A 23,561-nucleotide genomic window follows, 5' to 3' on the forward strand; every position below is an offset into this window, starting at 1 on the left:
CACTGTTCAGCCGTCAGGACTTCCTGACGGCTGATATGAGAATACCATGAGAAATTTTATCCTGAGGCGGCTGCTGAACACCCTGCCCATGCTGCTGTTTGCCTCTTTTATCATCTTTATGTTGTTTGCAAAGACACCCGGTGACTTTATTGATGGCAACGTGACGCTGACCGCCGCGCGCGCGGCTGAGCTGAAGGCGATTTACGGCCTTGATCAGCCGCTGCTCACCCGCTATCTGCACTGGCTCGGCCAGCTGTTACGGGGTGATTTGGGTTTCTCACTGCAATACCAGATTCCTGTCACTCAGTTGCTCAATCAATACGTCTGGAATTCCTTCCTGCTCGCCAGTGTCGCACTGGTGTTTTACTGGGGAATTGGCCTTGCCGCCGGTATCGCGTCGGCAATCAAACCCAACTCGTGGTTCGATCATCTGGTCAGCGTGCTGGTGTTTGCCGCAATGTCTTTTCCGACCTTTTTTCTCTGCCTGCTGTTAATCAAATGGTTCGCGGTAGACCTGCACTGGTTGCCGGTCGGCGGCATGACCAACACCGGCAGTGATGACAGCGGCTGGGCCTATATTGTGCAGGTGGGGGCCCACCTGATGCTGCCGGTGCTGGCACTGGTGATGTTGCAGGCGGGCAGCCTGACGCGCTATTTTCGCGCCAGCATGCTCGACGTCATCAAAATGGATTTCATCCGCACTGCTCGGGCAAAAGGTTTACGCGAACGCACGGTGATCATGAAACATGCGTTACGCAATGCGCTGCTGCCGATCATTACCCTGCTCGGCTTTGAGCTGCCGGGATTGTTCTCGGGTGCCCTCATCACCGAAAAAGTCTTCAACTGGCCGGGTGCAGGACACATCCACATCGATTCGCTCGCTGCCCGTGACTATCCGGTGCTGATGGGTTTCACGCTGTTTCTGGCGGTATTAACTATCCTCGGCAATCTTCTGGCCGACGTGCTTTACGCGTGGGCTGACCCGCGTATTCGGGTGAGTTCATGATGATCAGTTCACTTTTTTCCACGCAACGCCGCCTGCGCAAAGCGGTAATCCCGGCACTGGCCCAGGCCACGTCCTCACCGTGGCGTCAGGCATGGCAGGCATTACGGCGTAATCCTCTGGCGATGGTGTGCCTGGTTTTACTGGTTGTCATGGCGATCTGGTGCGTGCTGGGGCCAATCTGGTCGCCGTGGCAGGATGACGCCACGGATGCCCTGATGATCAACAAACCGCCAGGGGCACAGCACTGGCTGGGAACCGATTTCCTGGGGCGGGATGTCTACACCCGTTTGCTCCTTGCCGGGCGCATTTCGCTGACCATTGGCCTGCTGACGATGTTGCTATCGGTGGCGCTGGGGTATCTGCTCGGTGCCGTATCGGGCTACGCGGGTGGCCTGACCGACAAGCTGATTATGCGTCTGGCCGATCTGGTCATGACCATTCCCAGTCTGCCGCTGCTGATTGTCGCCGGCGCCATGCTGTCGGAGCTCGATTTTTCAGCGGATGCGCGCATCTATATGGTGGTCATCATGCTGAGCCTGCTAGAGTGGCCTAAACTGGCGCGGCTGGTGCGCGGGCAAATCCTTTCGCTGCGCGAGCGTGATTTTATGCTGGCAACGCAGGTACTGGGCCTGTCATCACGTCGCCGCCTGTTTGGTCATCTGCTGCCCAATACCATCCCGATTCTGGTGGTCATGGCGACGATGGCTGTGGCGAACGCCATTCTGAGCGAGTCGGCGCTGAGCTATCTCGGTCTTGGCGTCGTCCCGCCGACCCCCTCCTGGGGCAATATGATGGATGCCGCCAATAGCCTGATCGACTTCCAGCGTCGCCCGTGGCTGTGGATGCCACCGGGCATCGCCATCTTTATCACCGTGGTTGCTATCAACGTACTGGGCGACGGCTTGCGTGATGCGCTCGATCCCCGCATGAAACGGAGCCAGAAATGAGCCAGCCACTGATCACCTTCGAACAGTTATCCGTCTCCTTTGCCGCCGAACAGGGGCGTGTGCAGGCCGTGCAGGAGGTCTCCTTTACTATTCATGCCGGACAGACCTTGGGTATTGTCGGCGAATCCGGCTGTGGCAAAAGCGTTACCGCCATGTCGCTGATGGGACTGTTGCCGCCGCAGGCCGCACGTATTGACGGCGGAGCCATCCGCTTCCAGGGGCAGGATCTGCTTACACTCAATCCAGCCAGGATGGCCGACCTGCGAGGCAACCAGCTGGCGATGATTTTTCAGGAACCAATGAGCGCCCTCAATCCGGTGCTGACCATTGGCGAGCAGCTGTGTGAGCCATTGATTCGCCATCGTGGGGAGTCGCCTAAAGCCGCCTGGCAGCAGGCGATCGCGCTGATTAGCCGCGTCGGGCTGGCGCGCGCGGAGAGTCTGATGACCAGCTACCCGCACCAGCTTTCCGGCGGCATGCTGCAACGCATCATGATTGCGATGGCACTCAGCTGCCAGCCGAAACTGCTGATTGCTGACGAGCCAACCACCGCGCTGGACGTCACCGTTCAGGCCCAGATTCTGTGTCTGCTGCGCGATCAGGCCCGTGCCAGCCAGATGGCGCTGATGCTGATCACCCATGATCTGGGCGTTATTGCCCGGATGGCGGAGCAGGTAGTCGTGATGTATGCCGGGCGGGTTGTTGAATACGGCCCCACCGCAGAGGTACTGCGTAATCCGCTGCATCCCTATACCCAGGGGCTGATCGCCTCCCGACCGGTTCCCGGCGAGCGGCGACGTCGGCTCTACTCCATCCCCGGCCAGGTGCCGGACCTTACCGCGCTGCCCGCATTCTGCGCTTTTTTTGACCGCTGCGATCGCGCCAGTGAAATCTGCCGGGCAGGCATACCACCGCTGGTGGGTACAACACGGCAGGCCGCCTGTTTTCACCGGGAAAAAGTGGAATCTTTCGCATGAGTTCTGAATACATAATTGAAGTGGACGCGCTGAAGAAGCACTTCCCGATACGCGATGGCCTGTTTGGTCAGGAAACCGGGCAGCTTCGTGCCGTTGACGGTGTCAGCTTTCGCATCCGCCCGGGTACCATCTTCGGTCTTGTCGGCGAATCCGGCAGCGGCAAAACTACCGTAGGCCGCACAGTGCTGGGGTTACATGATAAAACCGCTGGCACGATTAAGTACCGGGGGCAGGACCTGTCGACGCTGACGGCGCGGGAAATGCAGTCACTGCGGCCCAGAATCCAGCTGGTGTTTCAGGATCCCTACAGCTCCCTCAATCCGCGTATGCGTATCGGCGATGCCATTGGTGAGGCGCTACTGGCGCATAAACTCTGCACCCGAGCGGAGTTGTACGACAGGGTGATCGCGGTGATGAAGATATGTGGGCTGGCTCCACAGCATTACCCGCGTTTCCCGCACGAATTCTCGGGGGGACAACGCCAGCGCATTGGCATTGCACGGGCACTGATTCTCAACCCGGACTTTATTATCGCCGATGAGCCAATTTCAGCGCTGGATGTCTCCATTCAGGCGCAGATCATCAACCTGTTTTCCGATCTGCGCGATGACCATGGCGTCACCTTCCTGTTTATTTCGCACGATCTCGGCGTGGTGGAACATCTTTGCGATGACGTGGCTGTGATGTATCTCGGGCAACTGGTGGAGACCGCCAGCCGCGACGCCCTGTTTAGTCAGCCGCTGCATCCCTACACACAGGCGCTACTGGCCGCCGTACCGACGCTCGACCCACAACATGAACCCATCGCGGTGATTAACGGGGAGATTCCGGATCCGTCACGGCCTCCCTCCGGCTGCCGCTTCTCGTCACGCTGCCCGCAGGCAGAAGCGCAGTGCCATGCGACGGTGCCGGAATTACGTGAAGTGTCGCCAGGGCACCGGGTGGCGTGTCATTTTATTCAGTTTAACTAAGATTAAGCCTCACCAGACATCGCAAAGAGATGGCAATGGCGGTCACTTAATCTCAGTGATATCCGATCCCCAGCTTTGATCACGCTGTCACCCGGCAGGCGTCGCGTCAGCAGTTCTTTGATGCCGGGGATCTGATGATATGACAAGATTTCGTGGCCGGTTTTATACACCAACGCCGCATCAAAAGTCAGGTAGTACAGCTTTTCATTGGTCAGAATGAGATGTTCAGGTCAAAACCTATTTCAGAAAATCGACAACCCAAATTAAATTTTAAATGAATTTTCATAATCTTCACCATGTAATTAAACACATTTGAATGCATCTTTTAAACACCCCCAAATTTAGATTAACGATTTGATGATACCTCCCAAAAAACAACCTTACGCTGCAGTATTTTTACAAAATGAGCACCACATATGCCTATTACCGCCAATAGCAACACACCAGAAAACATCGTTGAAAGGCTCATATTGACGGAGCTGGAGGCAATTAAATATCCCAAACCCTGTTGAGCTGACAAAAACTCGGCAACAACGGCTCCAATTAACGCCAGTGAAACACCAATCTGTAATCCAGAAAATATTTCACTGGCAGCCGATGGAAGTTTCACATGAATCAATAAGTAAACTTTCGAAGCTGAAAATGCCCGACAGGTATCTAACAATTCATTATCCGTGCGACGAATGCCATTTACGGTATTAACGAACAACGGGAAAAAACACACGAGAGTGACCAAGACTACTTTGGAGGCGATGCCAAAACCGCACCACACCAGAATAATGGGACCTAATGCGACTTTGGGCATCGCCTGCAAGGCGACCAGCAGCGGATAAACAAATCGTTCAAAGGTAGTGGATTCAGCCAGAACGATGCCGAGAGCGATAGCCAACAGACTTCCAAAGGTATAACCCAAGGCAATTTCACTTAATGTTGCAGCAATATGCGGCCAGATACTGGCATCCGCGAACCCCTGATAAAGGGCTAAGAACACCGCAGCTGGGCCGGGCAGAAGATAATCAGGAATAGCAAAAAGCCGTACCGAAAAGTCCCACAGCAGTAGCAGCACCGCCAAACTGATGGTCGGGCAAAGAAATGGCATAATCTTACGCATGAGTAAAATAGCTCCTCAAATGCTGGCATAACTGCATAAAGTCCCGGTCGGCAAGCGTTTCAAGCGTTCGCGGACGCGGCAACGGAATGATTAAATCTTCAACCAGCGTGCCAGGCCGTGGCGACATCACCAGCACGCGGTCGGCAAGAAACACCGCTTCTTGAATACTGTGGGTGATGAACAGCACGGATTTGCGCTGCTGTTCCCAGATACGCTGTAACTCCAGCATTAACGTTTCTCTTGAGAGCGCATCCAGTGCCGCAAAGGGTTCATCCATCAGCAATAGCTGCGGGTCATGTAACAGCATTCGTGCAATACCCACTCGCTGTTGCATTCCACCGGAGAGCTCAAAAGGATAGTTCGCTGCAAATTCCGCCAAGCCCACCAATTCCAGCATGTGGTAGGCTCTCAAGCGCGCTGGCGCGATAGCCAGACCCAGTGTACGCGCCGGTAGCAGTACATTTTCTAGCACCGTTTTCCATGGCAACAGATTAGGCTTCTGGAAGACCACGCCGGTCTGTTTGCCTGGACCTGACAGGGGATGGCCGCCAAGGGTTATCTCCCCACCACTGGCGGGTAATAATCCCGCCGCAAGTTTGAGTAAGGTCGATTTGCCGCAGCCAGAAGGACCTAGAATGGCCACAAACTCCCCTTCCCGCACGGATAAATTCACGTTCGACAATGCTTGGATCGTGCCGCGACGTGTCGGATATGTAAGTTCAATATCCCGAAGTTGCAGTGCCTCAATCATGACTGAGCCGATGTTGCAGCAGCTAAAAATACCAGTACCCGCTCCCAACTACGTTGGTTGGCTCGTGCATTTTCCAGCGCGGTGCCACCGCCATCAATGACAACGCCGGCCACCGGATGCACACGCGCGATGTCAGTCGTCGGAACACCAGGAAAGCCAATGGCGTGGCCCGCACCGTTATTCTCCACATGTTCCACAGGCCAGCGATGCCGATGAGCCCGCAGCGTTTCTTCAATGCGACGGCAATAATCACGAGAAGGCCAAAACCCGTCATCGCTGCCAGAGATGAGCAGCACCGGTCCGGCAATACGCTCAACAGGTATGCGTGCAGCTGTCAGGCTGGCAGCGTGTTGCTCAACGGCCACGAATGCAGGCGCCTGGCGGATAGGTGCAGCGGGCTCCGGTGGATGATCAAAAGCATGCCAATCCGCTGCGGGGTTTTCCTGCCAGATGTTGCGTAAAGGTTGCCCCTGATAGGTCCAGGCGACGGCATCTCTTGGCTCGTCTGGGCGTCCAGCACGTAATGTGCCGTGCACTACAGCACTCGGCACATAACCCATCACCGCTGAAACCAGATCGGGATAAGTTGCACCTAACAGCAGCGCCAGCTCACCGCCTCGTGAGTGCCCTGCCACCGCGATAAAGTCAGCTCGCGGCTGTAATGCTTGCCGTGCCCAAATTAGCGCCTGCTCAAAATACTCAAGCGGCGTTTCGGATATGTAATCAGGTCTGCCTGGCGCTTTGAAATATCCCAGTGCCAGTGATTGATAACCCTGCGCCGCAAACAGCGCCGCACGGGATTCAGGCATACCGCCGCCAGAACCATTAAGCACAATGACCAAGGGGAAAGGCCCGGTGCCTGGGGGTGTGAACAGCGTGCCAGACAATCCTTGCTCGCGGACTTCGCGTCGGACAACGCCGTCCGCGAGAATACGCTGCGTCAGTGTTGCCGTAGCGACCTCACCTTTCGCATCATGCAGCTGCAATTTCAATTCGCGCGGCGCCAGACTTTCACTTGAACTGGGATCGGTAGGTCCAGATTGCTTTCGCAACGCCCAAATGAATGCTCCCGGTTCCGCTAGCGACCAGTCCCCCTCAATCGGTGCTGCCGTGTCGAGATTTAACACCTCCGATCCATCGATATCAAAGCGAGCAACACTTTGCCAGATGCTGCCATCAGCATGCACAAAGTCAGTGGTCAGCGTGGCGACGCCTTCAGCCAGACCCACTGCATGAATCTGGCGTGGTCGATCAATCAAATCGTCGGGGTGGTCGATGAATAATTGAGCGCTCATTTGGCCTCCTCGGCGCGTTTTTTCAGGGCTTGCTTATCAAAGTCATTAAAAGCGGCGACAAACTGGTTCGAGAAGATGCGATCGACGGGTACGTCAGCGCTGGGGAACTCACCGGCCTGGGCCATGGCGGTGATAGAAGAACGGATCACTTTCAGATCGTATTCACCTGGTGTCCGGCGCGAGCCGTCTTCCCTATAAAGCGTGCGATGCAGGCGGCGTGAAAGAAGCGTGGTTGCATCAGCAAGTGCTTTGGCATCGGCATTTGCCGGCTTGCTTTCCGGGTTCTGCCGCCAAAACGCCTGCACGCAATAGGTTGGATTGATTTCACACACATAGTGCGCTTCGGTATAGGCACGGCCGAAGCGGCGGATGAGATCCGGATTATCTTTAAAGGTATCCTCATGGGCGATAAAGCCATTGCCGGCACTTTCCTGAAACACGTCAGGGTAAGCGATACGTCGAATCGGTGTTCCCGACAATTCCAGAATATCGTCCCAGCTACTGTTAAAATTCAGTGCATCGACCCGCTTATTCCGTAAGGCAACAAATCCTGATCCCAGCGCTCCTACGGCGACGAACTTGACATTTTTACCGGGTTGAAATCCTGCCACCTTAAGCGCGGCTCTGCTGTTAGGAATCGTGCCCCACGTCAGTGCGCCTACACCAATATTTTTATCTTTGAGGTCAGATAGCGTTTTAATGGGTGAGTCGGCTAAAACCGCATATTCCATGGTTTGTGATGGCGTGCCGTTATAAAAAAAACGTAACGGAAGAGGATTTTTGCCGCTGAAATAGCTGGATATCACCGGCTCTGAAACAGGAAAACCAAAAGTCACGCGCTTGCTGGCAACTTGAGGTAATAAAGCGCCAGCACCCTGGAACACCACCAGATTTACCGCCAGATTCTGTTGCTTAAACAGTCCCAATTCCTGTGCTGCCGCGTAAGGTGCGCCATCATGTACGGCTAAGGGTATAGCCAGCGCAACCGTTACATTATCAACCGCTTTAGCCGGAACAACACCTGCACATAAAAGCGAAAATAAAACCCACTGCAGTCGCATCTTTTATTTCCTGGGTAATGAGTATTGGTCACCAGGGTAAAGGAGTGATTTTGAATCAAGAACAAATAACTTTATCTATTTATGTGCATTTCCTGGATGAAGTGGGATGCCCAGAATAATTAAAGCGAATTTATTCAGTAAAATGCTAAGTGTCTATGTGTGAGCAGCCCACACTATGCATTTTTATAGATTAGATTACTGATTTAATTATTAGGAAATGACGATATGTTTAATTAAGAATGCGCTAATTCATCTCTTCAACCTCGCCCTGTGAGCAGCTCACAAGGGCATACTGAGAGGCCAGCGTGACTGATTTTTTATCTCTAAGTGATAAGGCATACCATACGATTCGCCGCGATATATTGACCTGCCGCTTGCTGCCGGGATCGCTGGTGACTGAATCTGAATTGATGGAGCGCTATCACACCGGTAAAAGCACGATACGTCTGGCGTTGGCCCGGCTAAGCCATGAAAAACTCGTCATTTCCCGGCCGCGCAAGGGCTATCGCATTGCACCGGTTTCTGTGCAAGACGTAGAAGAGGTCTTCACGGTGCGCGCCGCGCTCGAACCCCTTGCAGCACGCCTTGCTGTGGGGAAAGTGGATATTGAATTGCTCAAATCGCTGGAGGCGCAGTGCCGCGTTGAAGTGGCTGCTCCGCTCTCTACGCGCATCGATGTTTTTATGAATGCTAATAAACGCTTTCACCTCACCATCGTGGAAGCAACGGGCAATCAACACCTGATTAATACCTTGTCAGGGCTGATGGATGAAATGTCGCGCCTGGTGGCGCTGGGATTTAATGTTCAGCGAATTAAACCCGAAATTAAACATGACCATAACGCCATGATTGAGGCGTTTATAGAAGGTGATGCAAAACGCGTTGAAACTATTGCACGCCGACATATTGAAACTTTCCAGGCGATGACGCTGGAAAAAATATATGCCACCCTGAGCAAGAAAGGCACCTTATTACCTGTGTTGCCGCGGGAGATATTTGAATGAGCGCGGCCATAGAGTTAAAGGATGTCAGTAAATCCTTCGCCCATCAGCCTGTACTGGAAAAAATCTCATTAAGCATTCAAAACGGAGAGATTGTCGCTCTGCTTGGTGCCTCTGGAGGTGGAAAAAGCACGTTGCTCAATCTCATTTCCGGTCTGCTTGATGCCGATGATGGCGACATTCTTATTCAGGGAACAGCAGCGAAGCATTTTCAGCAATGGCAACAGGTAGCCTACTTGTTTCAGGAGGACAGACTGCTACCCTGGCGCTCAGTCCAACAGAACGTGCATTTTGGCCTGGAAAATAGCGCACTGAGCAAATCTGAGAAGCAGCAACGCGTCAGTGATGCTTTAAAGCTGGTGGGACTCGCAGATTATGCCCAGCACTGGCCTCATCAATTGTCTGGCGGCATGCGCAGCCGTGTTGCGCTGGCGCGCAGCCTGGTGGTGCAGCCGCAAATCATGCTGATGGATGAGCCTTTTTCACGTCTTGATCCTCAAACGCGCAGTACATTACACAACGAACTCTTACGCATCCAGGCGCTAACGGCGATGACCATTATTATCGTGACGCATGATGTTGAAGAAGCCGTTGTATTAGCCGATCGGGTCGTTGTGCTGAAGCCGCACCCAGGTCGTATTCACTCGCAAACGGCATTGTCCTTACCGCGACCGCGCATTGCCACTCTCCCTGACGTCAATGAACAGATTCGTTTGCTCAGGCTGGAGGTGTGAAATGACCTTACTTTCACGCACGCTCAGTCTGCTCATCCAACGTCTGGTCCTGATGGGTATTTTTCTGCTGGCATGGTGGCAAGGTTCGCAGCACCTGCCGACGTTTATTTTACCCAGCCCTGGTGCGACCTGGCAGGCTCTGCTTGGGTTGTGGCATACCGGCACCTTATTTCATGACATTGGCGTAACGCTGGGGCGTGTGGTGTCAGGTTTTGCGCTGGCCGCATTTATCGGCACGCTTTGCGGCTTGGTGCTCGGTGCCAATCCGCGTGTCGCACGATTCTGTGAACCGCTGCTGGCAGTCCTCAATACGGTCTCTTCAGCCATCTGGGCCATTTTTGCCATCATCTGGTTTGGCATATCAGACGCCACCACGGTGTTCGTGGTGTTTATGACAGCGATGCCGCTGATTTTAACCAACGTCTGGCAGGGCGCGCTGAATGTGGAAACCCAGTTTGTGGAGCTGGCACGCAGTTTCCGCATGAGCCGCAGACAACTGCTGTCAAAAATTTATTTTCCTTCAATTTTGCCCTACTTCTTCTCCGGTGCGCGTCTGGCGTTTGGTTTCGGCTGGCGCGTGTCTCTGGTGGCTGAAACGCTCGGTTCATCGGATGGGATCGGTTACCGCCTGCGCCAGGCCGGCGACCTGGTGCAAACCAGCCAGGTTTTCGCCTGGACACTACTACTCGTCGCACTGATGTTGTTGCTGGAAGGTGGTCTGTTGAAGCCACTGGAGCGACACCTTTTCCGCTGGAAAAAACGCATATAACTCATTCTTTTCATCAGGGGTATGTCATGAAAAAGCTGCTTGTCTTGTTCACGCTGCTGGCCACGCTGTTACCGCAGCTTAGCTTTGCCAACACAAAAATTCGTATCGGATACTGGACCTCGGGCGTCAGCCTCGGTTACGGCGCAGTGCTTGAAAACCAGGCTTTTCTTAAGAAGCGCGGGATCGATGCAGAGTTCGTGCATTTCCCGGATGTAAACGCACCGTTAAAGGCATTAGCTTCGGGATCGATTGATTTAGCATTCGGCGCACCGGTTGCTGGCGTATTTAGCATGGCATCAGAAGGTGTGCCGGTCAAAATCATTGCCGCTACCCAGCCCGCCGACGTGGCCTTTGTTGTGCCGCAAGGTTCGCCCATTACCTCGCTAGCTCAGTTGAAAGGTAAAAAAATAGGCATGTCTCCGGCAGGCTCATCGGTGGCGGTAATTGGCACCACTCTGTTACAGGAAAATGCCGGCATCACGGCCAATGACTTTGCCTTGATTGGTGGCAACGAGTCCCGCCTCGCGCAGTTCTTGTCGCAAAAACAAATTGATGCCGCAGCCCTGCGTACGCTGACCGTTCAGCAACTTCCAGAGCTGAAATTGCGCGTCATCGCGACCTATGCCGACGAATGGAAAAAGCTTACCCATAGCGATGCGCTGCCGTATATCGGCGTCGGCACCGCACGCAGCGAGCTGATCGCACAGCACCCTGAAGCCGTTGCCCAGGTTATTGCCGCCTTGCGTGACACGCTGGCGTGGGGCCGCACCCATCCCGACCAGGTCGTGAAAATTCTTCAGACTCAAGCAAATCTGCCGGAAGACCAGGCCCGTGCCTATGTCGGCCTGTGGGATCGCATGAACCAGATGTCATTTGAAACAGCCGACATTGACACGCTGAAGCGTGAGCATGCGGTACTGCTCAGTAGCGGCGCAGTCAAAGGTGCATTGAACAATCAGCTGTTTGATAACCGCCCTTACCTTCAATCCAAAACCCTGAACTAAACCGGAGTACAACTCATGAAAGCGCTGGTATTAAACCAACACGGCGACCTTGACCAATTGCAGATTGATCCTGACAAGCCCCAGCCACTTGTCCAGGCGGGCCACGTGGTGGTGCAGGTTCACTCTTCCTCTTTCAACTATCACGATGTGTTCACCGTTCAGGGCATGCCGGGCATCAAGATTCCGTTGCCGGTTGTGCCAGGGCTGGATTTAGCCGGCACCATCGCCAGCGTGGGTGATGATGTCGCTGACTGGGCCATCGGCGATCGCGTGTTGGTGAATCCACTGAAACCCGGCGTCGGTTTGATGGGCGAGATGATTGATGGCGGCATGGCCGAGTATGCGCTGGTTGAGGCCAGCCAGCTGATAGCCATCCCTGAAAAGGTGAGCTTCGAACATGCGGCGGCCCTGCCCGTGGCCTATGGCACGGCGCACCGTATGCTAATAACCCACAATACCGTGAAAACGGGTGACAAGGTGCTGATCTTAGGCGCCAGCGGCGGTGTTGGCACGGCCTGTGTAGTGCTGGCGAAACACCTTGGTGCGGAAGTGATTGCCTGTGCGGGCAGTGATGAAAAAGCCACAGCGCTGAAAGCTTTAGGTGCCGACCATGTGGTGAATTATCGCGAGCAGGACTTCTCGCGCTGGGCGATCGAAAAATATGGAAAACCGCAGCGCCGCACGCATGAAGGGGGCGTTGATGTGGTGGTTAACTTTACCGGTGGAGAAACCTGGCGCCCCTCGCTGAAGTGCCTGAAACGCGGCGGTACGCTACTGGTATGTGGTGCAACTGCGGGTTACGACCCAAAAGAAGATTTACGTTATGTCTGGAGTTTTGAGCTGAATATCAAAGGCTCAAACAGTTTCTATAAGGAAGATTTAACCGCGCTGCTGCACATGGTTGCCAACGGCCAGATTACACCATTAATCGATCGCGTTTTACCTCTTGAACAAGCCGCTGAAGGGTTACGTCTGATTCGCGATCGTGAAGTGCTCGGCAAAGTCATTGTTAATCCCTCATCAGGAGCTCAGTCATGAATGCACATGAAGTCGAACAAAAACTGCTGCAAGGCCCCTATCATCAATGGCTTGGATTGAAAGTATTCAACGTAGCGGAAGGGGAAATTACGCTACAGGTTCCGTTTCGCGCTGAGTTTGTGGTCAATCCTGCGGGTGGCTACATTCATGGTGGAATTCTGGCGACGCTGATTGACCTTGCAGCTGACTGGGCGTTGGTTGCCTGGACACAAAAAGGCGTGCCAACGCTGAATCTGCACGTGGATTACCATCGCCCTGCACGCGGTGATCTTACGGTAAGCGCCAAAGTCATCAAACACGGCAAACTCGCCTCCAGTGCGGAAGCCTGGATCCATGATGCGGAAGGTCGACTGGTCGCAAGCGGACGGGGTCTTTACGCCACGCCGGTCACACAGGGGGTAGCATGATCCTGCCATTGGATCATTTGGTGATTAATAGCCATTTTGCGCTGGATGACAGCGCAAAGCTGTTTGCAGACCTGGGCTTCCACTTAACCCCGCGCGGATATCACAGCCTGGGGTCGATTAATCATCTGATCATGTTTGAGCATCATTATCTGGAGCTGATTGGTCTGCCAGATCAGCGCGAACCCTTGCGACGCGAACTCCTGGAGAGCCCGGTCGGTATTGATGGATTAGTGTTTGCCACGACAGATGCCGCCCAAACTGAAAATACGCTACGTCAGTCAGGATTCGCCGTACAACCGGTACAACACTTCTCACGAGAGGTCGTCAGCGCTCAGGCCAGTGGCGAAGCACGCTTCAGCACGATGCGCCTGCAAGCCGGTAGCTTTAGCGCAGGTCGTGTTTACTTTTGTCAGCACCATACCCCTGAGTGGGTCTGGCGTGACGAATGGCTTCAGCCAGGCAGAATAAAGTCGCTGATTGTGGTCGCAAAAGAGGTTGTCGCTACCGCACAGCAATACGCGCGTCTTGGGCAAACCGATCTTTTACACGTCATCAGTCCAGCAGAATGGCACCAAGAATACGGTGTGCTGCTGCCGTCGGCGACTGAACGTGAAAGCTGGTTTGCTGCCATACAGATTTCGGGGCGAGACCTGACACTGGTATCACAAGTGGCAGCAGCGATTGGCCTTCCGCATGAGCAGCGTACAGGACAACTTCGTGTTGCGATTCCGGCTCTGCAAATGGTGCTGGAGTTTACCGATGACTAACAAGACATTTTTAGACTGGCCAGAAAACCTCGGCGTGTTTCACGCTAGCCTGTGTGAAAGCGATCGGATCGCGTTTCTGATGCCGCAGGATGAGCGACAAAATACCATCACATTCCGCACGTTAAATACCCGTGCAGATGCCATCGGACTTGGCTTGCAACAGTACGGGTGGCCAGCAGGGAGCCGCGTTGCGCTTCTGGCACGGAACTCGATTGAGTATATTGCTTGCCTGCTGGGCATCATGCGCGCGGGTCTGGTGGCGGTACCGATTAATTTTCGTTTTCCGGTTAGCACGATTGAACGCATTCTCACTGACAGCGGCAGCGAACTGCTGCTGGGTGACAGCGATCAACTTGCACGCGTCAGTACGGATTTGCCACAGGTAGCTTTTGGCAGCGCGCTGACTACGCTGGGACGTAACGGTGAATTCACCGCTTGGCTTCCCAAAGCCGATGATCTGGCTTTAATGCTCTATACTTCGGGTTCTACCGGCATGCCGAAAGGCGTTCGTTTAACCCACGCCAGTCACCGTTGGGTAGTACAAACCCGGTTGACCGCGCAGGAACTGACGGGCGAGAAAGTGCTGATTGCGGCGCCCTTCTATCATATGAATGCCCTTGCGCTGGCGTTATTAACGCTCGCCAGCCATGTCACCACCGTCCTGCTGCCGCAATTTGAAGCCCGAGCCTATTTACAAGCGGTTGATCGCTACCGATGCAGTTGGCTGACGGCCGTCCCCCCCATGCTGGCGATGATGTTGCAGGAAAAAGCATTGTTAGCCTCAGTCGATCTCTCCTGCGTAAGGGTGATTCGCATGGGTTCAGCACCCGTCAGCGATAGCCTCTACAAGGCACTGCGTCAGTGGTTACCACAAGCGCGCATTATCAATGCCTATGGCACCACCGAGGCTGGACCGGTGGTCTTCAGTTCGCATCCTGATGGTTTGCCAACGCCGCCGGGGTCTCCGGGTTATCCTCATCCCGCCGTTAGCGTGAGACTGCAGAGCAGAAAGGATAAACCCGCACAAGAAGGCGTATTAGAGATGAAAAGCCCAGCGCTGATGCTGGGATATCATCAACGGCCTGATGTCTCCCCTCCTTTAACATCTGACGGTTGGTACATCACAGGGGATGTTTTCCGCCGTGATGAGCAGGGGTTTTACTGGTTTGTCGGTCGCCATGATGACATGTTTGTCAGTGGTGGCGAAAACATCTGGCCTGGTGAGGTGGAAAAGTTGCTCGAAAGCCATCCGCAGGTACAACAAGCCTGTGTCGTACCGGTGACAGATGATATCAAAGGGCAAAAACCGGTTGCGTGGGTCATTCCACGCGCGGGTGAGCAACTGGATCCCCAAGCGCTTAAAGCATGGGCTTTAGCGCATGGACCCGCCTATCAGCATCCGCGTCATATCTGGCTGACCGACGATTTCCCCCTTGCCGGAACCAATAAAGTGGACCGACGGGCATTGCAACTCACCGCTGAAGAGCGTGTGCATCAGAGGAAAGAGCATGGCTTTTAACTGGGAAAACCCCTATCTGACCGCACGCACGCCTGTTTTTGCGCGCAACGTGGTTTCGACTTCGCATCCGCTGGCTGCCCAGGCAGGCAACCGAGTCCTGCTGGAGGGCGGTAATGCGGTAGATGCTGCTATCGCGACAGCAGCTACCTTAACCATCGTCGAGCCTGTATCTAATGGATTGGGCAGCGATGCCTTTGCGCTTGTCTGGGCAGACGGGCAATTGCACGGTCTCAACGCGTCCGGCCCTGCCCCTGCCGCGTGGGATCTCAACTATTTCCGTCAACGTTATGGTGACAATGCCAGCGGACACGCTAATAGACCCGAACGCGGTTGGGACTCCGTTACTATACCGGGGGCCATCGCCGGCTGGGATGCACTGCATCGCCGATTTGGCAAATTGCCCTTCTCCCGTTTAATGCAAAGCGCATTAGAGATCGCCGAGCGTGGCGTCACGGTCGCACCCATGGTGGCCAAGAAATGGCGGGCAGCCGTCCCGATTCTGGCGGAGCAGCCAGGTTTTGCAGACGCTTTTATGCCAAATGGCCGTGCGCCCCAAGTAGGGGAAGCGTTTCGTTTTTCTGCGGCGGCGAAAACGTTGGGCATTCTTGCTGACCAAGGCGCACGAGCCTTCTATGAGGGAGAATTAGCCGAAAAAATTGTGAAGTGGGCACAAAAAACCGGCGGCAACCTGACATTAGAAGATTTACGTCGCTATCAGCCAGAATGGGTAACGCCGGTCAGCCAGTCTTATCGTGGCTATGAGATGCATGAAATCCCACCCAATGGACAGGGTATTGCCGCACTGATTGCGCTGGGCATTTTGGAAAACTTTGACCTTGCCAGCCTGCGGCTGGACAGCGTTGATAGCCAGCACTTACAAATCGAGGCCATGAAGCTGGCCTTTGCAGATGTCTACCGTTATGTGGCTGACCCAACATCAATGGAAGTCACGCCGGAGCAGATGCTGGATCCCACCTATCTTAAACAGAGGGCTGCCCAGATTGATATTTCTCGCGCCAGCTTACCCGTGGCGGGGATCCCGCGCAGCGGTGGTACCGTTTATCTGACCACCGCAGATGAGAGCGGCATGATGGTGTCCTTTATTCAGTCTAACTATATGGGCTTTGGTTCAGGCGTGGTGGTGCCGGAATATGGCATCAGCTTACAAAACCGGGGGGCAGGTTTTTCTAGCGATCCTAAATCAGCCAATGTGCTAGCGCCGGGTAAACGCCCTTTCCATACCATCATTCCGGCGTTCCTCACGCAAAATGGTCAGCCACAGATGAGTTTCGGCGTAATGGGCGGGGATATGCAGCCACAGGGGCATGTGCAAACGGTGGTTCGCATGCTTGATTATCAGCAACAACCGCAAGCTGCCTGCGATGCTCCACGCTGGAAAGTGAATCGCGATTTCACACTGGACCTGGAAAACCGTTTTGACACTGATGTGACACAGCAACTAAAGGATCGCGGACATCAGTTGAAATCCATTTACGATCCCTACATGGATTTCGGTGCCGGGCAGTTTATCTGGCGACTTTCAGAGAGTCCTGACCACGGCTATGTCGCGGCCAGCGACAGCCGACGTGATGGGCAAGCGCTAGGATTTTAAGGTCAGCGCGGCACACATTTTGGCCTGCAGTACCCAGCTTTCAGAACGGTTCACTGCAGACCCAAATGGCCGCGTAAAGTGTCGTGTTCATAGGCTTCCCTGAAAATTCCTCTTTCCTGTAAAAGTGGAATAACGTGATTAAAAAAGGCATCTGCCGCCCCGGGCCAGGGTGGCATGATCACAAATCCATCCACTGCACGCTGCTGGTACCAAAGCGCCATGCGCTCTGCGAGGCTTTCAGCCGTGCCTGCCACAATAAAGCCACTTCTCGCTATCCATTTCGTGAACTGACGCAGCGTCATGCCCTGCTCTCTTGCGTGATCCAGCATCGGAGCAAAACGTTCACGTCGACTTAGATGGGGGAGAATATCCGGCATGGCTTCATCCAGCGAGTGTTGTGACCAGTCATAATCCATGGTGTTTGAAAGGTGCGTCAGCGTCGCCAGGGGATGATGCAACTGGCTGAGTTCAGCCAGTAACTCGTCTGCTTCCTTTTGTGTCGCCCCGATAATCGGCTGCAACCCCGGCAATACTTTTAGGCTTTTGGCGGAGCGTCCATACTGCACAACTTTGGCTTTGATTGCTGCGTAGTAGGCCTGCGCGGCAGCAAGACTGGGCTTTTCCGAAGCAAAAATGGCGTCCGCGCGCTGGGCCGCCAGCTCGGTAAAGGCCCCTGACCCACCAGCCTGAATCGTTACCGGGCGGCCCTGTGGAGCGCGCGAGAGGTTTAACGGTCCCTGCACGTTGAACCATTTGTTGCTGATGTCAGCGTAATGAATTTTACGGGCATCGGCATAAATTCCCTTTTCTCGATCGCCCACTATGGCACCATCTTCCCAGCTGTCCCATAAGCGGAACACCGCTTCAATAAAGGAACCGGCCTTATGGTAGCGTTGATGATGGCTCAGCAACGGCACCCCAAAGTTCCTGGCTTCACCGCCGCTGGTTGAAGTCACCACATTCCACCCTGCTCGGCCTTGAGAGAGATGGTCAAGCGTCGCCAGCGTGCGTGCCGCCGCAAACGGGCTAGCGAAGGAACTTGAGATCGTTCCCGCGAGGCCGATCTTTTCCGTGACAGCACTCAATGCAGAGAGCACCGAAAAAGGATCGGGCCGTTCGGTGACACGATGGGTGACGGCTTCCGCAAAATCATTGCCATAGATATCATCGACCGACAATTTATCGGCCATAAACACCAGATCAAACTTTGCCTGCTCGGCTTGCATCGCCAACGCTTTGAGCTGTTTGAAATCAGCGGGATGCGGTACAGGTTGAGATGAGGGCATACGCCAACCCGCATAATGGCAACCGGTGGTTTCGAGAAACAAGGCGAGGTGTAAAGAGGACATGATTAATTCTGCCCTCCTGCTGGCGCGTGACTGAGGTCCTGATCAAACCATTTTTCCGAAATGGATTTTAGCGTACCGTCATTACGCAATTGGACGAGCGCAGCATCCACTTTTTTCCGTAACTTGTCTCCTTGCACATCTTTGCGGAACGGCAATGCCACCTGACGCACGCCAAAAGGCTCGCCTACGACTTTAAGTGGCAGTCCTTTTTGTTTGATTTGTCCCAGCAGGATGACCTGGCCTGAAATAAATGCATCGGCTTTACCTTGCGCGACCGCATTCACCACCACGTCCCTGCCTTCATAGGTCACCAGATTGATTTTATGCTCAGGATCTGACTCCTTTAATACGTTGGCGTAGTTAGAACCCAGTTCCGCTGCCACGGTTTTACCGTTCAAATCGCTCAGGCCATGCACCCAGTTATTGTTTTTACTGACTGCAAGCTGTGCCGCTGAATAGTAATAAGGTGTGGAAAAATTATAGGCTTTACGACGTTCTGGTGTGTCGGCGAAGTTACCCACGGTATCCACTTTTCCGGTCTGGAGAGACCCCAGCACACCGACCCAATCTGAAGTAACCCACTCAACTTTGAGTCCCGCTTTCTTCGCGACCGCGTTCAGCACATCGACGCTGAAGCCCTTAAGCTCACCGCCTTCCTTAAAGTAGTGTGGGTAACCATCTGGTGTCGCACCCACACGCAATACATCCTGAGCATCGCTCGTCTGCTTACTTTGATCGCATGCGCTCAACAACACTGCTGCACACAGGCACATCACCAATCCGCCTAACTTCATACCGACTCCTGAACTATTGTTGATAGGGTTTGCCCAGATGGGTTTCCAGTTGCCGCTGCAGTAATGAGAGCAGGAAGGTCACTCCCCAATAGACCAATGCAACAGCGGTATAAGCTTCGAAGAATTTAAGCGAGGCAGTGGCTTCAAGTTTTCCTGCCGACAGCAACTCGGTGACACCGAGTGTAAAAGCCAGTGAGGAGTTTTTAATCAGCCCGATATACATGTTGCCTGTTGCCGGGATCGCATTGCGACAAATTTGCGGAAACAAAATGCGCCAGCAAGCAACGGGTAGGCTTAAGCCGCTAGCCAGTGCAGCTTCAATTTGCCCGCGGTCCACTGAATCAATCCCCGCGCGGAATATCTCAGCCAAATATGCAGCAGTGTTAAAACTCAATCCGGCGATAACCGCGTAAACGGGCCCAACGGAATTCAATACTGGAAATAGTTGTGGCAAACCAAAATAGATAATCAATAATTGAACCAGTACTGGAGTGCCTCTGAAAAAGGAAATATACAGCCGAGCGACACCACGCAGTAGCTTTCCGCCACGCAGCATGAGCGCGAGTAGCAAACCCAGTAAGGTGGCTACAATGATGGAAGCTCCCGAGATCAGCAAAGTGATTGGCAGATAGCCCAGAATGGCGGGAATCAATTTGAACATATAGATCAGGTCAAAATTCATGGTCTAGTTTCCTGACTTATATTTCGTAGTCGTTTACAAAGGCGTCTATTCGGCTTCCCACATCACCTTGAATGATCTCATCGGGTGCACCCTGAGCGATGATTCTGCCTTGCTCCATAAAAAAGAGCCGATCTGAAATTTCTCGGGCAAAATTCATCTCATGAGTCACGATAGCCAGGGTGATATTCTGCGTCGCAATTTCGGCAATCAGTTTTAATATGCCGCGGCGCATTTCAGGATCAAGTGAGGAAGTGGGCTCATCCATCAGAATGACTTCAGGTTCCAGACTGAGCGCACGTGCAATTCCCACCCGCTGCTGTTGCCCTCCCGATAACATCGCCGGATATGATGACGCTTTATCATGCAGCCCGACACGATGGAGATATTCCAGGGCTTTTTCATCCGCTTCCTTACGACCTAGTTTTTTAGCGAAACGCAGGACCTCAGTAATATTTTCCTGTGCGGTTTTATTTCGAAAAAGATTGTAATGCTGGAAGACCATTGAGCTTTTACTGCGCAGCGTATTGATCTGTTTTCGCTGGACATGCTGTGCATCTATAGATGCGTTACCGATTGAAATCTTCCCCGAATCGGGCAGGACCAGAAGATTCAACGTACGTAAAAGCGTGGACTTTCCCGAACCTGACGGGCCAATGATGGAAACCACCTCTCGTGGCTGCACATCGAAACTGATATTGTCGAGTGCCTGGAAGCCGCGAAACGATTTACTTATCCCTGAGACATTTATCATTGATTTATCGGCATACATTAAGAGTCAGCAGCCGATTATCAACAGGTCATTAAATCAGACAAAATGCTTAATAGCGCGAAGCATATGTTTTAATTTGCTAACGAATATTAAGTTAACGAGAATTTACTCGCTTTCATTCGCCGCAATGATAATCGTTCGAAAGAGTGTATTAGCCCCTTTCTCTGACCATTCTGGCAAAATAGCTTCTGCCTCGTTGTGGCTAATCCCTTTTACACAAGGAATAAAAATAATAGCCGTGGGTGCTACACGTTGAATATAACAAGCATCATGGCCGGCCCCGGAGACCATATTGCTTTGACTGAACTCCAAATGTTCCACCGCCTTTTCAATGCGAGACACACAACACTGATCAAACTTAATCGGTGCATAATCAAAAATTTTCTCAACGTGAACTGTCAGATGACGATGGGATAATGTGTTCAGTGCATCATGCAAACCTGATTCCATGACTTCCAGACTCTTTGATTCAGGATGACGAAACTCAACGGTGAAGAAAACTTCACCCGGTACAACGTTACGGGAATTAGGCACCACCCGAGACATGCCAATTGTACCCCGACCATCCTTGCCGCTTTGTTGTGCAATCTTCTCGACAGCCAGCACAATTTCCGCAAAACCGCACATCGCATCCTGACGTAAATCCATTGGTGTCGTGCCCGCATGCGCGGCAAAACCCTGAAGGGTGACTTCAAACCATCGCTGCCCCATGGCGGCATGAACAATACCAATATCCGTGCGAGTTTCTTCGAGGATCGGGCCTTGTTCAATATGCAATTCATAGCAGGCATGAAGGTCAATTGGTTGTACTTTGTGACGACCTTGATAGCCGATCGTTTCCAACGCCTCAGCAACGGAGATACCCGCACTATCCAGGCGGCTCAGTGCAAAGGCCTTAGAGAAGACACCGGCCCAAACTCCCGAGGCCAACATGGCTGGCGCAAATCGCGCGCCCTCTTCATTGGTCCAGTTAACCAGCAGAATATCGCGCTCGGTTTGGATTTCGTGATCATTAAGGGTGCGCAACACCTCCAACCCGGCCAGTACGCCATAGACACCATCATAATTGCCTCCCTGCGGTTGTGAATCAGCATGAGAGCAGATCATGACGGGCGCCAGCCCGGCATTTTTACCGGGTCGTCTGATGAACATACTACCCAACTCATCAATCTCGCAGGAAAAACCCGCTTCAGCGGCCCAGCGCTTCAGGGTATCTCGCCCCTGACGGTCTTCTTCACTTAGCGTAAGACGCGTCACACCGCCAGCAGGGGTCGCACCAAAAGTGGCAAAGGTTTCGAGGGATTGCCACAGTCGTTGCGCGTTGATACGGGCTGTGATACTCATGATTTTACCCGATAGCGAAAGTCACAACGCGGCGCACCAGACATCACTGTGGTGGTGCGCGTTAGCTCAACTTCAGGTGCATAACCGACAATAAACTTGTCATCCCGCGCACAAGAAAGGAGATGCCCAATCTCGCCTAAGCCCATCTCGTGATACATCTCGGCATAGCGACAGCGGGTGACGTCATAGTTATAGCGTTGCCCGTCGTCATCGAGCACTTTAACGTCTAATGCATTGTCTTTTTCCCAGAGATATTGCAGATTGACGAAACTTCGCAGATCTGCCTTTTTGGGCTCTTTTTTGGCAAACTCTTGCCCCGCCTGGATAGCCGCGCTTTCAATGGCTTCTCCAATCAGCGCTTGCGCCTGAGCCTTCCCGAGTTCTCGCACCAGGACGTCATAAATCGGTTTGATAATTTCGGCTTCAATCTTACGCCGGGCAAGAATGCCCAGCTCTTCGTTTTGATGACAACTCATTATGTTCTCCCGTTACTTCGCAGCACCACCCACGACGGTCTGTGGCTGCCATTTACCGTTCACGACTTTGTAAACAGTGAAGGATGGATTTTTGAGGTTGCCTTGCGCATCAAAGGCGATTTGTCCGGTCACGCCGGAAAAATTGATGTTACGCAGTACCGGCAGGTATTGGCTTGCATCCACAGAATTGGCCTTTTCAATCGCAGCAATCAACACGCGTGTAGCGTCGTAGGCAAATGGCGCATGCAGTTCAATGTGAGTGTGATAGCGAGACTGGTAAGCTTGCTCAAAGCCTTTACCACCCGGCATTTGATCTACCGGTAAGCCCGGCTCCAGCGCAACAACACCGTCCCCTTCTTTTTGCGCCAGTGTCAGGAAGGTCTGACTAACAAACCCACCCGCACCCATTAATGTTGCGTTCATGCCAAGCTGTTTAATGCGGCGCGCCAGCGGTGCGGCTTGGCTGTCAACGCCTCCGAAAAACACCAAGTCAGCATTTTTGCTACGAATAGCCGTAAGTACTGCACTGAAGTCTACAGTTTTATCGTCCACATACTGGCGGTCAACGATTTTGACGCCCTGCGATTCCAGCGATTTGATGAACTCATCCGCCAGCCCTTGGCCAAAAGCAGTGCGATCGTCGATGACTGCAATACGCTTCGCTTTTAGCGTTTTAATTGCATACTGACCTGCATAGTTACCGCCATCATCATCATGACCCATGACGCGGAAGCTGGTATCAAAGCCTTGCTGCGTGTAGGCGTGCCCTGTGGCGACCGGGGCTACCTGCGCGATGCCAGCATCATGATAAATCCGCGCGGCAGGGATACTGGTTCCTGTATTCCAGTGTCCCACCACCCCGGCCACACCGCTGTCAACTAAGCGCTGTGCAACGGCAACCGCAACACGTGGATCAGACTGATCATCTTCCGACTGCAATTTGAAGGTCACAGCTTTACCACCCACGGTCGGGTGCGCTTTATTGGCATCATCGATCGCCAGTTGAGCACCGTTCTCCAAATCCTTGCCGATACGCGCTGAAGGTCCCGTGAGTGGGCCCGCCAGACCGATCAGGATGGTTTCGTCAGCATGTACAGGCACCGAAGCAGTCATACCCGCCAGAAGCAGTGCAGTGCTGATGGTACTCATTTTGATTGTTTTCATAGTGTTCCCTGAT

Annotated in this window: 24 protein-coding genes; 13 read left to right on the forward strand and 11 right to left on the reverse strand. The window is 53.4% G+C overall.

The window, feature by feature from the left end; all coding sequences use genetic code 11:
* The first annotated feature begins 46 nt into the window (after nucleotides 1-46).
* The 4 genes from AC07WB_RS11670 to AC07WB_RS11685 are packed head-to-tail and all read left to right on the forward strand — an operon-like array spanning nucleotide 47 to nucleotide 3,901.
* On the forward strand, nucleotides 47-1,006 hold the full coding sequence (locus AC07WB_RS11670) for an ABC transporter permease (RefSeq protein ID WP_097096903.1): 960 nt from the start codon (nucleotides 47-49) through the stop codon (nucleotides 1,004-1,006).
* Nucleotides 1,006-1,953 (forward strand): oligopeptide ABC transporter permease, encoded by a 948-nt coding sequence (opp4C, locus tag AC07WB_RS11675; RefSeq protein WP_176519219.1) that lies wholly within the window; start codon nucleotides 1,006-1,008, stop codon nucleotides 1,951-1,953. The genes AC07WB_RS11670 and opp4C overlap by 1 nt, the downstream gene beginning before the upstream one ends.
* Nucleotides 1,950-2,930 carry an ABC transporter ATP-binding protein gene (locus tag AC07WB_RS11680; RefSeq protein WP_097096901.1) on the forward strand — a complete coding sequence of 327 codons (981 nt, stop codon included), beginning with the start codon at nucleotides 1,950-1,952 and terminating at the stop codon, nucleotides 2,928-2,930. The genes opp4C and AC07WB_RS11680 overlap by 4 nt, the downstream gene beginning before the upstream one ends.
* A complete protein-coding gene (locus tag AC07WB_RS11685) occupies nucleotides 2,927-3,901 on the forward strand; it encodes an ABC transporter ATP-binding protein (protein WP_097096900.1) in 975 nt (324 codons plus the stop codon). The genes AC07WB_RS11680 and AC07WB_RS11685 overlap by 4 nt, the downstream gene beginning before the upstream one ends.
* Before the next feature lie 346 nt (nucleotides 3,902-4,247).
* On the opposite strand, the gene AC07WB_RS11690 is transcribed toward AC07WB_RS11685, so the two are convergent.
* From AC07WB_RS11690 to AC07WB_RS11705, 4 genes are read right to left on the reverse strand one after another with little or no spacing between them, the layout of a single operon-like run.
* Complete coding sequence (locus AC07WB_RS11690) at nucleotides 4,248-5,012, reverse strand: ABC transporter permease (protein WP_494940542.1); 765 nt, start codon at nucleotides 5,010-5,012, stop codon at nucleotides 4,248-4,250.
* Nucleotides 5,005-5,763, reverse strand: coding sequence for an ABC transporter ATP-binding protein (locus AC07WB_RS11695; RefSeq protein WP_069729721.1), 759 nt, complete (start codon nucleotides 5,761-5,763; stop codon nucleotides 5,005-5,007). The genes AC07WB_RS11690 and AC07WB_RS11695 overlap by 8 nt, the downstream gene beginning before the upstream one ends.
* Complete coding sequence (locus AC07WB_RS11700) at nucleotides 5,760-7,058, reverse strand: acyl-CoA thioester hydrolase/BAAT C-terminal domain-containing protein (protein WP_494940543.1); 1,299 nt, start codon at nucleotides 7,056-7,058, stop codon at nucleotides 5,760-5,762. The genes AC07WB_RS11695 and AC07WB_RS11700 overlap by 4 nt, the downstream gene beginning before the upstream one ends.
* Nucleotides 7,055-8,119: an ABC transporter substrate-binding protein gene (locus tag AC07WB_RS11705; RefSeq protein WP_097096897.1), complete on the reverse strand. Its 1,065-nt coding sequence runs from the start codon at nucleotides 8,117-8,119 to the stop codon at nucleotides 7,055-7,057. Before AC07WB_RS11705 ends, AC07WB_RS11700 begins: the two co-directional genes overlap by 4 nt.
* Nucleotides 8,120-8,424: 305 nt before the next feature.
* Between AC07WB_RS11705 and AC07WB_RS11710 the strand changes: the two genes are divergently transcribed.
* From AC07WB_RS11710 to ggt, 9 genes are read left to right on the forward strand one after another with little or no spacing between them, the layout of a single operon-like run.
* Entirely contained in the window at nucleotides 8,425-9,123 is a 699-nt protein-coding gene (locus tag AC07WB_RS11710) for a GntR family transcriptional regulator (RefSeq protein ID WP_097096896.1), read from the forward strand.
* Nucleotides 9,120-9,854, forward strand: a complete 735-nt coding sequence (locus tag AC07WB_RS11715; protein ID WP_494940544.1) for an ABC transporter ATP-binding protein — start codon at nucleotides 9,120-9,122, stop codon at nucleotides 9,852-9,854. Before AC07WB_RS11710 ends, AC07WB_RS11715 begins: the two co-directional genes overlap by 4 nt.
* 1 nt (nucleotide 9,855) lies before the next feature.
* Nucleotides 9,856-10,623, forward strand: a complete 768-nt coding sequence (locus tag AC07WB_RS11720; protein WP_400456228.1) for an ABC transporter permease — start codon at nucleotides 9,856-9,858, stop codon at nucleotides 10,621-10,623.
* A 26-nt stretch (nucleotides 10,624-10,649) separates the two neighbouring features.
* Nucleotides 10,650-11,627 (forward strand): ABC transporter substrate-binding protein, encoded by a 978-nt coding sequence (locus AC07WB_RS11725; RefSeq protein ID WP_097096893.1) that lies wholly within the window; start codon nucleotides 10,650-10,652, stop codon nucleotides 11,625-11,627.
* A 15-nt stretch (nucleotides 11,628-11,642) separates the two neighbouring features.
* A complete protein-coding gene (locus tag AC07WB_RS11730; RefSeq protein ID WP_097096892.1) occupies nucleotides 11,643-12,665 on the forward strand; it encodes a zinc-binding dehydrogenase in 1,023 nt (340 codons plus the stop codon).
* Nucleotides 12,662-13,072, forward strand: coding sequence for a PaaI family thioesterase (locus tag AC07WB_RS11735; RefSeq protein WP_097096891.1), 411 nt, complete (start codon nucleotides 12,662-12,664; stop codon nucleotides 13,070-13,072). The genes AC07WB_RS11730 and AC07WB_RS11735 overlap by 4 nt, the downstream gene beginning before the upstream one ends.
* Nucleotides 13,069-13,839, forward strand: coding sequence for a VOC family protein (locus tag AC07WB_RS11740; RefSeq protein ID WP_494940545.1), 771 nt, complete (start codon nucleotides 13,069-13,071; stop codon nucleotides 13,837-13,839). The genes AC07WB_RS11735 and AC07WB_RS11740 overlap by 4 nt, the downstream gene beginning before the upstream one ends.
* Complete coding sequence (locus tag AC07WB_RS11745) at nucleotides 13,832-15,358, forward strand: class I adenylate-forming enzyme family protein (protein ID WP_494940546.1); 1,527 nt, start codon at nucleotides 13,832-13,834, stop codon at nucleotides 15,356-15,358. Before AC07WB_RS11740 ends, AC07WB_RS11745 begins: the two co-directional genes overlap by 8 nt.
* Complete coding sequence (gene ggt / locus AC07WB_RS11750) at nucleotides 15,348-16,970, forward strand: gamma-glutamyltransferase (protein ID WP_494940547.1); 1,623 nt, start codon at nucleotides 15,348-15,350, stop codon at nucleotides 16,968-16,970. Before AC07WB_RS11745 ends, ggt begins: the two co-directional genes overlap by 11 nt.
* Before the next feature lie 50 nt (nucleotides 16,971-17,020).
* On the opposite strand, the gene AC07WB_RS11755 is transcribed toward ggt, so the two are convergent.
* The 7 genes from AC07WB_RS11755 to AC07WB_RS11785 all read right to left on the reverse strand — a co-directional run bounded on the left by AC07WB_RS11755 (nucleotide 17,021) and on the right by AC07WB_RS11785 (nucleotide 23,548).
* Nucleotides 17,021-18,319, reverse strand: a complete 1,299-nt coding sequence (locus tag AC07WB_RS11755) for an NtaA/DmoA family FMN-dependent monooxygenase (protein WP_097096887.1) — start codon at nucleotides 18,317-18,319, stop codon at nucleotides 17,021-17,023.
* A 2-nt stretch (nucleotides 18,320-18,321) separates the two neighbouring features.
* Nucleotides 18,322-19,113, reverse strand: coding sequence for an amino acid ABC transporter substrate-binding protein (locus AC07WB_RS11760; protein WP_494940548.1), 792 nt, complete (start codon nucleotides 19,111-19,113; stop codon nucleotides 18,322-18,324).
* A gap of 13 nt (nucleotides 19,114-19,126) precedes the next feature.
* On the reverse strand, nucleotides 19,127-19,795 hold the full coding sequence (locus tag AC07WB_RS11765; protein ID WP_097096885.1) for an amino acid ABC transporter permease: 669 nt from the start codon (nucleotides 19,793-19,795) through the stop codon (nucleotides 19,127-19,129).
* A gap of 16 nt (nucleotides 19,796-19,811) precedes the next feature.
* Complete coding sequence (locus AC07WB_RS11770) at nucleotides 19,812-20,546, reverse strand: amino acid ABC transporter ATP-binding protein (RefSeq protein ID WP_097097687.1); 735 nt, start codon at nucleotides 20,544-20,546, stop codon at nucleotides 19,812-19,814.
* Between the two features lie 123 nt (nucleotides 20,547-20,669).
* Nucleotides 20,670-21,908, reverse strand: coding sequence for a Zn-dependent hydrolase (locus tag AC07WB_RS11775; protein ID WP_097096884.1), 1,239 nt, complete (start codon nucleotides 21,906-21,908; stop codon nucleotides 20,670-20,672).
* On the reverse strand, nucleotides 21,905-22,384 hold the full coding sequence (locus tag AC07WB_RS11780) for an L-2-amino-thiazoline-4-carboxylic acid hydrolase (RefSeq protein ID WP_147198719.1): 480 nt from the start codon (nucleotides 22,382-22,384) through the stop codon (nucleotides 21,905-21,907). Before AC07WB_RS11780 ends, AC07WB_RS11775 begins: the two co-directional genes overlap by 4 nt.
* A gap of 12 nt (nucleotides 22,385-22,396) precedes the next feature.
* Complete coding sequence (locus tag AC07WB_RS11785) at nucleotides 22,397-23,548, reverse strand: branched-chain amino acid ABC transporter substrate-binding protein (protein WP_097096882.1); 1,152 nt, start codon at nucleotides 23,546-23,548, stop codon at nucleotides 22,397-22,399.
* Nucleotides 23,549-23,561 lie beyond the last annotated feature (13 nt).

The sequence above is a fragment of the Pantoea sp. GW821-FHT03E06 genome (assembly GCF_059420725.1).

Bases quoted from the DNA above. Each gene is read 5' to 3' on its own strand.
- AC07WB_RS11680 (WP_097096901.1), top strand. From the start codon at position 1,950: ATGAGCCAGCCACTGATCACCTTCGAACAGTTATCCGTCTCCTTTGCC.
- AC07WB_RS11720 (WP_400456228.1), top strand. From the start codon at position 9,856: ATGACCTTACTTTCACGCACGCTCAGTCTGCTCATCCAACGTCTGGTC.
- ggt (WP_494940547.1), top strand. From the start codon at position 15,348: ATGGCTTTTAACTGGGAAAACCCCTATCTGACCGCACGCACGCCTGTT.
- opp4C (WP_176519219.1), top strand. From the start codon at position 1,006: ATGATCAGTTCACTTTTTTCCACGCAACGCCGCCTGCGCAAAGCGGTA.
- AC07WB_RS11700 (WP_494940543.1), bottom strand. From the start codon at position 7,058: ATGAGCGCTCAATTATTCATCGACCACCCCGACGATTTGATTGATCGA.
- AC07WB_RS11775 (WP_097096884.1), bottom strand. From the start codon at position 21,908: ATGAGTATCACAGCCCGTATCAACGCGCAACGACTGTGGCAATCCCTC.
- AC07WB_RS11755 (WP_097096887.1), bottom strand. From the start codon at position 18,319: ATGTCCTCTTTACACCTCGCCTTGTTTCTCGAAACCACCGGTTGCCAT.
- AC07WB_RS11715 (WP_494940544.1), top strand. From the start codon at position 9,120: ATGAGCGCGGCCATAGAGTTAAAGGATGTCAGTAAATCCTTCGCCCAT.
- AC07WB_RS11705 (WP_097096897.1), bottom strand. From the start codon at position 8,119: ATGCGACTGCAGTGGGTTTTATTTTCGCTTTTATGTGCAGGTGTTGTT.
- AC07WB_RS11780 (WP_147198719.1), bottom strand. From the start codon at position 22,384: ATGAGTTGTCATCAAAACGAAGAGCTGGGCATTCTTGCCCGGCGTAAG.
- AC07WB_RS11670 (WP_097096903.1), top strand. From the start codon at position 47: ATGAGAAATTTTATCCTGAGGCGGCTGCTGAACACCCTGCCCATGCTG.
- AC07WB_RS11695 (WP_069729721.1), bottom strand. From the start codon at position 5,763: ATGATTGAGGCACTGCAACTTCGGGATATTGAACTTACATATCCGACA.
- AC07WB_RS11765 (WP_097096885.1), bottom strand. From the start codon at position 19,795: ATGAATTTTGACCTGATCTATATGTTCAAATTGATTCCCGCCATTCTG.
- AC07WB_RS11725 (WP_097096893.1), top strand. From the start codon at position 10,650: ATGAAAAAGCTGCTTGTCTTGTTCACGCTGCTGGCCACGCTGTTACCG.
- AC07WB_RS11690 (WP_494940542.1), bottom strand. From the start codon at position 5,012: ATGCGTAAGATTATGCCATTTCTTTGCCCGACCATCAGTTTGGCGGTG.
- AC07WB_RS11770 (WP_097097687.1), bottom strand. From the start codon at position 20,546: ATGATAAATGTCTCAGGGATAAGTAAATCGTTTCGCGGCTTCCAGGCA.
- AC07WB_RS11745 (WP_494940546.1), top strand. From the start codon at position 13,832: ATGACTAACAAGACATTTTTAGACTGGCCAGAAAACCTCGGCGTGTTT.
- AC07WB_RS11760 (WP_494940548.1), bottom strand. From the start codon at position 19,113: ATGAAGTTAGGCGGATTGGTGATGTGCCTGTGTGCAGCAGTGTTGTTG.
- AC07WB_RS11735 (WP_097096891.1), top strand. From the start codon at position 12,662: ATGAATGCACATGAAGTCGAACAAAAACTGCTGCAAGGCCCCTATCAT.
- AC07WB_RS11730 (WP_097096892.1), top strand. From the start codon at position 11,643: ATGAAAGCGCTGGTATTAAACCAACACGGCGACCTTGACCAATTGCAG.
- AC07WB_RS11685 (WP_097096900.1), top strand. From the start codon at position 2,927: ATGAGTTCTGAATACATAATTGAAGTGGACGCGCTGAAGAAGCACTTC.
- AC07WB_RS11740 (WP_494940545.1), top strand. From the start codon at position 13,069: ATGATCCTGCCATTGGATCATTTGGTGATTAATAGCCATTTTGCGCTG.
- AC07WB_RS11785 (WP_097096882.1), bottom strand. From the start codon at position 23,548: ATGAAAACAATCAAAATGAGTACCATCAGCACTGCACTGCTTCTGGCG.